7 protein-coding genes and 1 pseudogene are annotated in these 11,205 nt (G+C 49.3%); 3 read left to right on the top strand and 5 right to left on the bottom strand.

Going from position 1 to position 11,205, the window contains the following annotated elements:
• The first annotated feature begins 29 nt into the window (after positions 1-29).
• Positions 30-1,259 carry an efflux RND transporter periplasmic adaptor subunit gene (locus tag CWI82_RS02395; protein WP_130202541.1) on the top strand — a complete coding sequence of 410 codons (1,230 nt, stop codon included), beginning with the start codon at positions 30-32 and terminating at the stop codon, positions 1,257-1,259.
• The gene (locus CWI82_RS02400; RefSeq protein ID WP_130202542.1) at positions 1,240-4,377 is read left to right on the top strand and encodes an efflux RND transporter permease subunit; all 3,138 of its coding nucleotides are present in this window, start codon (positions 1,240-1,242) and stop codon (positions 4,375-4,377) included. Before CWI82_RS02395 ends, CWI82_RS02400 begins: the two co-directional genes overlap by 20 nt.
• Here CWI82_RS02400 and CWI82_RS02405 read toward each other — a convergent pair.
• The 4 genes and pseudogenes from CWI82_RS02405 to CWI82_RS02420 form a co-directional block, all read right to left on the bottom strand.
• Positions 4,348-4,515 (bottom strand): annotated as a pseudogene (locus tag CWI82_RS02405) (type II toxin-antitoxin system RelE/ParE family toxin); the annotation flags it as partial. The gene CWI82_RS02400 and the pseudogene CWI82_RS02405 overlap by 30 nt on opposite strands.
• Positions 4,516-4,645: 130 nt before the next feature.
• The gene (locus CWI82_RS02410) at positions 4,646-5,398 is read right to left on the bottom strand and encodes a 3',5'-cyclic-nucleotide phosphodiesterase (protein WP_092856437.1); all 753 of its coding nucleotides are present in this window, start codon (positions 5,396-5,398) and stop codon (positions 4,646-4,648) included.
• A complete protein-coding gene (locus tag CWI82_RS02415) occupies positions 5,395-8,466 on the bottom strand; it encodes an efflux RND transporter permease subunit (protein WP_130203187.1) in 3,072 nt (1,023 codons plus the stop codon). Before CWI82_RS02415 ends, CWI82_RS02410 begins: the two co-directional genes overlap by 4 nt.
• Entirely contained in the window at positions 8,466-9,554 is a 1,089-nt protein-coding gene (locus CWI82_RS02420) for an efflux RND transporter periplasmic adaptor subunit (RefSeq protein WP_233340176.1), read from the bottom strand. Before CWI82_RS02420 ends, CWI82_RS02415 begins: the two co-directional genes overlap by 1 nt.
• A 232-nt stretch (positions 9,555-9,786) precedes the next feature.
• On the opposite strand from CWI82_RS02420, the gene CWI82_RS02425 reads away from it, so the two are divergent.
• The gene (locus CWI82_RS02425) at positions 9,787-10,659 is read left to right on the top strand and encodes a LysR family transcriptional regulator (protein ID WP_130202543.1); all 873 of its coding nucleotides are present in this window, start codon (positions 9,787-9,789) and stop codon (positions 10,657-10,659) included.
• A 107-nt stretch (positions 10,660-10,766) separates the two neighbouring features.
• On the opposite strand, the gene CWI82_RS02430 is transcribed toward CWI82_RS02425, so the two are convergent.
• Positions 10,767-11,090 carry a hypothetical protein gene (locus CWI82_RS02430; RefSeq protein ID WP_130202544.1) on the bottom strand — a complete coding sequence of 108 codons (324 nt, stop codon included), beginning with the start codon at positions 11,088-11,090 and terminating at the stop codon, positions 10,767-10,769.
• Positions 11,091-11,205 lie beyond the last annotated feature (115 nt).

The following is an 11,205-nucleotide window of genomic DNA, read 5'->3' on the forward strand; positions in this document are numbered from 1 at the left end:
CGTTTTAATTTTTATTGGCAGGTTTTCTTATGACAATTTTACGTTTATTCACTGCAATACTGTGTTTGGCATTCGCGTTGCCGCAGGGTCACGCGCAAGAGTTCGAACTCAACCATAATCACAGCGAACAAAGCGAACAGTCTCAACAAAGCACCGAATATGTGTGCCCAATGCACAGTCATATTATCAGTGATGAGCCCGGCACGTGCCCGATTTGCGGCATGGATCTTGAGCCGCGGCAGCGCCAAGAAGAGAAGTCGGTGCAAGTGAGTGGTTCGATGCAGCAAAATCTTGCCATTCGTACCACCGCCGTGACATACGATACGTTGTGGCGTTATTACCCAACCATCGCGCAGGTGGCTTGGAATGATAACGCGCGCCATCATGTGCATGCCCGCGCCGCCGGTTGGATCGAAAAGCTTTATGTGCGTAGCGAAGGGAAGCAAGTCCAGAAAGGCGATCGTATTTATGACATATACAGCCGTGAACTTGTGGTGGCGCAGCAGGATTTACTTCAAGTTTTGAGCAACAGTGCGAGCAATGCGAGATTAGTGCGCGATGCCAAGCTACGTCTTGAGTTACTTGGCTTTGCTCCGCAACTTATTAAGGAAATCGAGCAGAGTCGCGAAATCATGTATCGCGTGCCCGTGTTTGCCCCGCAGGCAGGTGTTGTTACGCAGCTTAACGTTGCAGAAGGCATGTACGTAGAGCCAGGTTTAGCCATGCTCACACTTACAGGTGATGAAAGTTTTTGGCTCATTGCCGATGTACCTGAGCGATACAGCGATTGGCTTCGCGTAGGCGCGCCGGTTGATGTGACTTTGCCACAGGCGAACCTCAACGGTTACGAAACCGAAATCGAATACATTTATCCATCGCTTGATGAGCGTGCAAGAACGCAGCGCGTGCGGATTAAACTTCCCAATAGCCAAGTGGGTAATAGCTTATTAGTTGGTATGCAAGCGCAGGTTGAGTTATATGGTGGACCCAAGCGTGAAGCGTTGACGGTGCCACTAAGTAGCCTGATTGTTACCGGTGCAAACAATCGCGTGATCGTGAAAACCACTGACAATACGTTCGAGCAACGTGACGTTCACGTCGGACTGGTGATCGGCGACCAAGCAGAAATTTTGCACGGTCTCGAAGCCGGTGAGCGAGTCGTTGTTTCCGGTCAATTCTTATTAGATTCAGAAGCGACTTTGTTAAATAGCCGCGCAACCGGCGAACAGGAGGCAACTGATGCTCACGCACATCATTAATGCCTCGCTACGCAACCGCATGCTGGTGCTGATTGCCGCCATGCTTGCGGCGTGGTTTGGCTGGCGCGCGATGACCACCACACCACTCGATGCGATACCTGACCTTTCCGATGTGCAGGTGATTGTGAAAACAAGTTATCCGGGTCAAGCGCCGCAACTGGTTGAAGAGCAAGTCACTTGGCCGCTAGCGAACGTCATGCTTGCGGTTCCGGGCGCATCTGAAGTACGCGGTTACTCGTTTTTCGGTGATTCATATTTATATATTTTGTTTGAAGATGGCACCGATATTTATTGGGCGCGCAGCCGAGTTCTTGAATATCTGAGTCAGGCACAACAGCAACTACCAGCTGGCGTGACGCCTGAACTAGGCCCTGATGCCAGCGGTGTCGGCTGGGTATTTCAATACGTGCTTACCGATACCACAGGCACGCACGATCTGGGTCAGCTGACTAGTTTGCAAAACTGGTTCTTAAAGCAAGAGCTACAAAGCGTGAGCGGCGTATCGGAGATTGCGACAGTCGGCGGCATGGTGCAAGCCTATCAAGTGGTGATTGAGCCGCAGCGCCTGCAAACTTATGGTTTAACCATTGTTGATATCCGTCAAGCTATTCAAGCAGCTAACCAAGAAGTTGGCGGCGGTATTGTGGAAATGGCTGAAGCAGAATTTATGGTGCGCGGTACCGGCTATATTCAGTCGCTCGACGATTTACGTCAGTTGCCACTCAATGTGCGTAGCAGCGCAGGCACAGCCATCACATTGGATGACGTGGCGACAGTACGTCGTGGGCCGCTGAGTCGTCGCGGTATCGCTGAGTTTAACGGTGAAGGCGAAGTGGTCGGCGGAATTGTGGTGATGCGTCATGGCGAGAACGCGTTAGCAACCATCGAACGTGTGCGCGATAAGCTTAAAACTCTGCAACAAGGCCTTCCGGAAGGCGTTGAAATTACGCCGGTATATGACCGCTCGCAATTGATTGAACGCGCAGTCGACAACTTAACCAATAAACTTATTGAAGAGATGGCCTTTGTTGCTCTGGTAACGGTGCTGTTTTTATTGCACATGCGCTCGGCTCTGGTGGCGATTATTACGTTGCCGCTGGCCGTACTGATCAGCTTTATGGTGATGCGTTGGCTTGGTATCAACGCCAATATCATGAGCCTTGGCGGTATTGCGATTGCCATCGGTGCATTGGTTGATGCTGCCATTGTGATGGTTGAGAACGCGCATAAACATCTTGAGCGTTACCGTGAACAGCATGGCGATGAACCACGTGGCGCTGAACATTGGCAGGTTATGGCAAAAGCCACAGCGGAAGTTGGTCCTGCACTATTTTTATCGCTACTCATTATTACCTTAAGTTTCGTTCCGGTGTTCGCGTTAGAGCAGCAAGAAGGTAGGCTATTTGCACCGCTTGCATACACGAAAACGTTTGCGATGGCTGCGGCCGCATTGCTGTCGATTACACTCGTACCGGTGTTAATGGGCTATTTCGTACGTGGTAAAATTATCAGCGAGCAGCGTAATCCCATCACACGGCTACTGGTTGCATTGTATCGTCCCTTACTAAATGTGGTATTGAATTGGCCGCGATTCACGATTGTCTTTGCGATACTGGCGGCAGTGAGTGCTTACTATCCTTATAGCAAGATTGGTAGCGAGTTTATGCCAACCATGCAAGAAGGTGATTTACTATATATGCCAACCACAATGCCGGGAATTAGCCCTGCGGCGGTTGGTCAATTGCTACAACAAACCGATCGGTTGATTAAGCAAGTACCTGAAGTTGATACCGTGTTTGGTAAGACCGGTCGCGCCCAAACGGCAACCGACCCAGCGCCGTTAACCATGCTCGAAACCACCATTCAGCTGAAACCGCAAAGTGAGTGGCGAGAAGGCTTTACTATTCACGATATTATCGCTGAATTGGATGCCACCGTACGTGTGCCAGGTATCACGAATGCGTGGGTGCAACCAATTAAAACGCGCATTGATATGCTTTCAACCGGCTTGAAAACGCCACTGGGTCTAAAAATCGCAGGGCCTGACTTAAGTGAAATTCAGCGTATTGGTGCCGACCTAGAACAGCGCTTACAGGATGTTGCGGGAGTTAAATCAGTATTTGCGGAACGCCCAGCAAGCGGACGTTATATTGAAATTCGTCCTGATTTAGCTCGTGCAGCGCGTTACGGTTTAAGCCAAGCCGATATCCAAACTGCCATCCAATTCGGTATCGGTGGTGCGACGATTGCGGAAACTGTCGAAGGTACTGAGCGCTATCCAATTACCTTACGTTATCCGCGTGCAGATCGTGATCATGTTGAGCGTTTGAAAACCTTACCCTTAGTGAGCAAAGATGGTGCATGGGTAACGCTGGAACAAGTTGCTAGCGTCGAAGTTACCGTCGGGCCGGCCATGATCCGTAGCGAAAATGCTCGCCCAACGGGGTGGGTCTTCGTCGATGTCGCCGATAATGTTGCAGTTGGTGATGTATTAACAGCAGCACAGCCTCTTGTAAGTGAGTACCAACTTCCACCGCGGTACAGCGTCAGTTGGTCAGGGCAATATGAGTCAATGCAACGCGTTCAAGCGAAACTCAAAGAAGTCGTGCCAGTCACCCTAGCGGTTATTCTGATCCTGCTTTACTTAACTTTCCGTTCTTTTAAACAAGCGGTGCTCATTATGGCAACCTTGCCGCTGGCGCTTGCCGGAAGCTTATGGTTCATCTGGTTGCTTGGTTACAACTTATCCATTGCCGTCGTGGTCGGGATGATCGCACTGGCAGGCGTCGCGGCTGAGTTCGGGGTCGTGATGCTGTTGTATCTCAATAACGCCTGGCGTGACAGTCAGTCGCGCTCGGAACAAGGATTACACGATGCGATTATGGAAGGTGCGGTTCAGCGTGTTCGGCCTAAGGCAATGACGGTAATTACTATTATTGCTGGCTTGTTGCCAATTATGCTCACCCACGGTACCGGAAGTGAAGTGATGCAGCGCATCGCAGCGCCCATGATTGGCGGTATGGTCGCTGCGCCACTACTTAGCTTATTCGTGCTACCAGCCGTGTATTGGTTGTATCACCGCTACACGTTAGCTCGTGCCGAGCATAAACAGGCGTAACTGTTGCTCGTCTCGCATCACATGCACAATGATAACCCGCTGCTGTTCGCATTTACAAAAAATGCGACACGGCGGGACGACTAATTCACGATAAACCGAGTTTGGTAATTCAGGAGGTATGCGACCACGTCGTGGGAATTTTGGTAGCTCGGCGCTTCAAGCTAGTAACCAGTTCAACTTTCACAATACATTCTCATTCGTAGCAAAGAAGTATCACTTTGTTTAAAGTGCCACTCACGAATAACGAATAACGAATAACGAATAACGTTTAAAGCAGCACCTGCCACCCTTGCGGTGGCTGAAGTTCACGAAGTTGTTTATGCACCGCATCAGCCACATCAGGTTTCAAGTGATTAATCCATACTCGGCGGGGCTGTGAATGCAGCCCCTCAAGCAATCGCAAACATAACTGCGGCGTTAAATGGCAGGATTGATTCGCAACCGATTCAAGTTCATTCGGAAATGAGCATTCAAAAATGATGTCATCGAGTGGCCCCAGTGCGTTGATATTCTCAATCACGCTGTCGGCATAACCCGTGTCGGCTACAAACGCCGTGGTTTGGTTCTCTTTGCGGATTGCAAAACCGAAGGTGGGAACAGTGTGGTAGGTACGAAATGGCTCAATGCACACATCACCAATACAAATCTGTTCACCGGCGCTGATTTCCTGCAGACGCAACAAGGGTTTGTCTTTGGACGGGAGCTCCCGCATATCTGGCCAAATCACCCAATTAAAAACATGTTCTCGCAGTGCCTCTAGGGTGTCGTGGGAACCATACACTGTCACTGGCGAGCTGGCATCGGCAACGTTAAAGAGATTACCCAGTAACATGGGTAAACAGCAGATATGATCACTGTGGCTGTGGCTTAAAAAAATATGCCGTACTTGCTGCATTTGTTTCAGTAACAACTGCGTGACGCCAGTGCCGGCATCAATCAAGAGCGATTCATTCACTTGCAAGCAAGTAGTGCCAGTGAGCCCACCTAAGCCACCACTGGCACCTAACACATTGATGTTCATTTAACGCGCATCACCAAAGCATACATGACAGGAACCACCACTAATGTTAACAAGGTGGCGAAGCCGAGACCAAACATGATAACTACGGCCATGCTGACAAAAAAGTCGTCAAATAACAATGGAATCATGCCGACAATGGTGGTCGCTGCTGTCATTGTAACCGGCCGCACACGGCTGACTGATGCATCAACTAACGCTTGCAACGCTTCTTTGCCAGAGTGCAATTCCACGCGAACCTGCTCGAGCAAGACCACACCGTTTTTGATCAACATGCCGGAGAGACTCAGAAAGCCCAATAATGCCATGAATCCGAAGGGTTGATTGGTCAGCACAAGGCCCAAGGTGACGCCAATGACGCTCAACGGCACGGTGGTCCATAACACACCGGCCTGACGAATCGAGCTAAATAGCAATACGGTAATGATAAACATCACCAAAAACGCTAACGGCAGTGCTTGGAAAATCGCACCGGTGGCTTTATTGGAAGCCTCAAACTCGCCGCCCCAAGTCAGCTCATAACCCGCTGGCAGTTCGATTGCTTCAATCGCAGGGCGCACCCGAGCAAGCACCATCGCTGGGGTTTCATCGCCAAAAATATTGTGATCCGCCATCACCGTAATCGTCCGTTTGCGGTCACGACGAACAATCAAATTATCCTCAGCCATGAGTTGCACATCGCGAACGACCTGACCTAACGGCACATGCTGCTGGAGCGCCGAGCTGTACACTTGTAGTTCTTGCCAATTATCAATGTCACTACGTTCGTTAGCTGGCGCTCGCATGACAATCGGTAGCAAGTCGGTGCCATCGCGATAAATACCAACGGTTTGCCCGGCAAAATTGCGTTTAAGAACGTCGTCTACATCGGCTTTCGTTATACCCAACCGCCGTGCCGCCGCCTCATTGAAATCGGTAACTAATACTTTCGTACGCTGGCGCCAGTTGTCCCTTAAATTACGAACGCCTGAGTCTTGCGCCATAATTTCTCTAGCTTGCGCAGCCAATTGACGCAATATCACAGGGTCAGGCCCACTAAAACGAGCTTCAATTTTGGCTGCTTGGGTCGGGCCCATTTCAAGAGGCTTCATTTTGTATTCAACGTCAGGTTGCTCTGTACGTAAGAAGTCTTCGAAATCGAGCAATACCTGTTCGAGTTGGTCGGTGTTGTCAGCGCGAAGTATCAGCTGTGCATAACTTTCGTAAGACTTCTCAACTAAGTAGGTTAGCGTGAAGCGCGGAGCACCTTGACCAATCGTTGCCGCGGTAAACACCAATCCGTCGCTGTCAGATTGTTCGTTGAGGTAATGTTCAAGTTGTTTCACTTGCTGTGCCGTCGCGCGAATATCAGTACCTTGCGGATACCACAAATCCACGAATGCCATGGGCGTTGTGCTCGGCGGGAAAAATGATTGCTTAATGGTCGTGAAACCGTAACCCGCCGCAATGAGTAACAGTAACATGACCGCAATCGTGGTTTTGCGCCATGCCAAGAAACGATGAAGCATCACACGATAACCCCGGAATACCCAGTGGTTATAAACATGGTCGTCATCTTCAGGTTGCTCGCGAGCCGAGCGCGCACGTGCGTCTTTGCGGAATAGAATATTTCCTAAGAACGGCGTAAGCGTGATCGCCGTAAACCAGCTTAATAGCAATGAAATAAACAATACCCAAAAAAGTGAGTTTGCATATTCACCGCTTGCGTCGCGCGAAAGACCAATCGGCGCAAACGCAATCACGGCAATAGCCGTAGCACCCAGTAAGGGCCAAATATTCTGTTGGACGACGTCACTGGCTGCCTGAATGCGCGACAAGCCACGCCGGACGCCAACTAGCATACCTTCGGCAATCACAATGGCGTTATCAACCAACATACCCAGCGCAATAATCAGCGCACCAAGCGATACCCGTTGCAATTGGATATCCATCAGATACATAAAAATGAAGCTACCGAGAACGGTAATGAGGAGTACCCCACCAATCAGCACGCCGGAGCGCAAGCCCATGGTCAATAGTAGCGCAATCACAACAATCACGACTGCTTCAGCAAGATTGATGAGGAAGTTATTTACTGAATGATCAACTTCGGAAGGTTGGTCATAAATTTTGTCGACTTGCATACCAACGGGCTGGGCATAGCGCAGTTCATCCAGCTTTTGCATTACTCGCGCACCAACTTCAACAACGTTCACGTCTTCAGCAAAAGACAGCGCCAACCATAATGAGTCGCGCCCGTTGTAGCGTACTAAGTGCGTTGGAATCTCTTGGTATTCACGGGTTACCGTTGCGACGTCGCGCAGCAAAATACGCTCGTCAGCGCCAGGATTGCTGATCATTAAATTGGCCAGCTCGTCCACACTATTAAATTCGCCGCTGGTTTGTAAACGAATACGCTCTTGACCCACCTGCACCCGGCCAGCGTCGCTAACCGCGTTTTGGGTTTGTAACAGATTGACGAGTTGTTGCGGCGGAATGCCAAAGTTAGCTAGCTTCTCGCGCGAAACCTCAACAATAACTTGTTCGTTTTGTTTGCCCGCCACCATGACTTTACCGACGCCTTTAACCAGCACTAATTCGCGGCGCAAATAATCGGTGTAGTCAGCAATGTCTTGATAACTGTATCCGTCACCGCTGATGGCAAAAGTCATACCGTAAACATCGGCAAAGTCATCTTTGACCATCGGCTCGCCGCTACCAGGCGGTAGGGTTTTGCGCGAGTCGTTGACTTTACGACGCAACTCATCCCACACCTGCGGCATTTGATGCTTACGCAAGGTGCTATGCATTTCGATAGTGATTTGACTTAAACCCGGTTGTGAGACCGACGTAATGTGGTCGACATAGCTGAGCTCTTGAATCGCGTTTTCAAGCCGGTAGGTCACTTCTTCTTCAACTTGCTGTGCTGTAGCGCCTGGATATTGCGTAATCACCATCGCTTGCTTCAAGGTGAACTCCGGATCTTCCAAACGTCCGATATTTTGTAGCGCCACCAAGCCACCCAACAAAAGAATCAGCAGCAGCATCCAACTGGTGGTGCTGCGCTTCATACTGAAGCGTGCAATATTCATCACAGACCACGCTCCTTCACCCAAGGTCGCACACGTTGGTTATTGCTAATCGCATGAACACCGGCAATCACAATTTGGTCGCCGGCAGCGAGACCGTCGGTGATTTCTGCTCCGCGATTTGTCAACGCACGCACGTTGACCTCACGCTGAGTCACGCGCTCAGTTTGCGGGTCATATACCCACACAAAATGACCTTGGTCTGGGGCTTTTGTTGGTGGCGAAAATAACGCCGATGCGGGTACAATCAGCGCCGCATCCAGTTGCTGCGAAACCGCTTGAGCATCCACCGCGACCATCGCTGACATCCCCGGCAACACATTTAAATTTTCGGGTGTGGGTAACGTGAACACGACCTTGTAGGTGTTGGTTGCGGGGTCGGCAGTGGTGTCCCACTCTTTCGGTGTCGCTTTAAATTTTTGCTCAGGTGCCGCCGCAAAAATAACATCCGGCTGATAATTCGTGTTGCGTTGTACCCGCGCAAACAACCCTTCTGGTACGCGAATACTTACATCAATCGCATTATTCATCTGTAATGTGGCAATCGCACGCTGTGGCTGCACCGTTTCGTAACGTTCGACAAAAACATGTGCCACAGTGCCCGCGAAAGGTGCGCGTAACTCGGTATAACGCACATTCGCGCGTGCCGTTTCCAAATTGGCTCGTGCTACTTCTAGATTGGACTTCACTTCATCGAATTGCTGTGGTGAAATCACCCCTTGTTCGACGAGGTTTTCGGTCCGACGAAACTGAGCTTGCGCCAATTCAAACCGTGCCTGCGCTTGATCTAACACCAATTGGTAGTCGGTCGGGTCAAGCTTGGCAATCAACTCGCCTTGTTTCACTTCATTACCAGCCTTAACCGGAAACTCAGTAATTTCACCACCAACGCGAAACGCCAATTGTGCCACTTGCGCCGCCTCAACTACCGCCGGAAAATGACGAATCCGCTGATCATCAGAGAAGTTAACCGTGTAGAGCTTCACCGGCTGCACCACTTCTTCCTGAGCAACGGGCGCAACGCCTTCGCTACAGCCAACTAAGCTGGTGAGGGCGGCAAGTCCGGTCAGCATTAAAGCCTGAATGCGCATAAATTCTCCTTTAAAAGCAACGACGATATTAGCTATTGGATATTAGATATTAGAAAAGCCAATTCGATATTAGCTATTGGATACTCGAACTGATGTATCAGGTATGTGTGTTTTCCCTAATATCTAATATCCAATAGCTAATATCGCACTTGATTTTACCTTGTTTCTTGTTAATTTATATTGAATTAATCTTGACTACATATTCAGTAAAGTTTAATAAGGATAATCATTCATGAAAATTCAGCAGCTCCAAATGCTCAATGCGTTAAGTGAAACGGGTACCTTGCAAGGTGCAGCCGAGCAACTGCATCGAACGCAAGCTGCTGTCAGTATGGCACTTAAAAAGCTTGAGGACGAGGTAGGTTTTCCATTGTTTGACCGTGATGGCTATCGTTTAAAACTCACTGCTTTTGGCGAACAGTTTCTGCGGCAGGCGCGAGAAGTATTGAGGCAACAGCAACGGCTGCAAAGCTTAACGCAACAATTACGCGAAGGAGCGGAGCCACTATTACGCATTTCTTACGATCATACCTGTGCGCCGGCCAGTTTGTTTAAAGCGATGCGAGCCGTGCAAGAGCGCTATCCAGCAACTGATTTATTATTGAATGGCGAAGCGCAATTAAAATCATTACGAGCGGTGCGTGAAGGTGAGGCGGATTTAGCTCTGACACCGTGGCTACCCGTGTTTCGCCAACATGGTGACTTTGAAACCAAGCTTGTGCGGCCTTTCGAACTTTTAGTTGCTATCTCGCCAAGCCTCGCAGCCAAGCATGGGCTGCCTAAACAGCGCCGTGATTTACTCGATATCCCGATGCTCATGCCGCAAAACCAAGACGTCGGCATAAACCTCGATAGAATGATCCGTATGCCCGGACAACAGCGCATTCGTGTGAATGATTCCATTGCACAACGTGAATTATTAGTTGCTGGTATGGGGTGGGGCATCGTGCCGGGAGATATTATTGTGGATGAGCTGGCGCGCGGTGATCTCGTGCGAATCGACATTCCCGATTTCATCAACCAAGTTCACTTAGAGGTGCATTTGGTGCGTTCAGCCGAGCGTATAGCTGGCCCCGCCGCCCAAATAATCTGGGATTACTTTTGAAAATCAAAAGTGATATTAGCTATTGGATATTAGATATTAGAATAAAACGAATACCCGCTACTTTTGCGCAAATATCCAATATCTAATAGCTAATATCGTACTTGTATTTAAACCAGCTTTTTCCAGATTAAGGGCTGCTTAATTTCTGGAATATAAATTGCGTAACCAAACTGCACGCGTAATGCCGCCCCAGTAGCTTGTAAACTCAAGTGCGAGTCGCTTTTAATGTCATTCGATGTCTCGTTGCGAATATCGTTACGCGCAATATCGACACTGTGATCCCAGCTACCAATAGCTCGCTCAGCAGAATAAACAAAGCGGTACACTGGCATATCAACAAATTCGGTTGACTCGACGGATTCAGCTAAAACTGGGGCTGCAGAAGTAAGTGCTGCAGCTAAGAAAAGACCTTTCAATAGATGTGTGTTCATGACTAATCCCCCCACGAGATGTCATCTATTAAGATAGTCCAAATTTGTGAAAGGTTTATGTCGGAATTGTAAAAAAGCGTAACTGTTGGAAACCAAGTACGATATAAGCTATTGG

It is taken from the genome of Pseudidiomarina tainanensis (assembly GCF_004214835.1).
GTDB lineage: Bacteria > Pseudomonadota > Gammaproteobacteria > Enterobacterales > Alteromonadaceae > Pseudidiomarina > Pseudidiomarina tainanensis.

Excerpts from the sequence above, each read along its gene's own strand:
- CWI82_RS02395 (WP_130202541.1), top strand. The coding sequence starts at position 30 with ATGACAATTTTACGTTTATTCACTGCAATACTGTGTTTGGCATTCGCG.
- CWI82_RS02425 (WP_130202543.1), top strand. The coding sequence starts at position 9,787 with ATGAAAATTCAGCAGCTCCAAATGCTCAATGCGTTAAGTGAAACGGGT.
- CWI82_RS02420 (WP_233340176.1), bottom strand. The coding sequence starts at position 9,554 with ATGCGCATTCAGGCTTTAATGCTGACCGGACTTGCCGCCCTCACCAGC.
- CWI82_RS02430 (WP_130202544.1), bottom strand. The coding sequence starts at position 11,090 with ATGAACACACATCTATTGAAAGGTCTTTTCTTAGCTGCAGCACTTACT.
- CWI82_RS02400 (WP_130202542.1), top strand. The coding sequence starts at position 1,240 with ATGCTCACGCACATCATTAATGCCTCGCTACGCAACCGCATGCTGGTG.
- CWI82_RS02410 (WP_092856437.1), bottom strand. The coding sequence starts at position 5,398 with ATGAACATCAATGTGTTAGGTGCCAGTGGTGGCTTAGGTGGGCTCACT.
- CWI82_RS02415 (WP_130203187.1), bottom strand. The coding sequence starts at position 8,466 with ATGAATATTGCACGCTTCAGTATGAAGCGCAGCACCACCAGTTGGATG.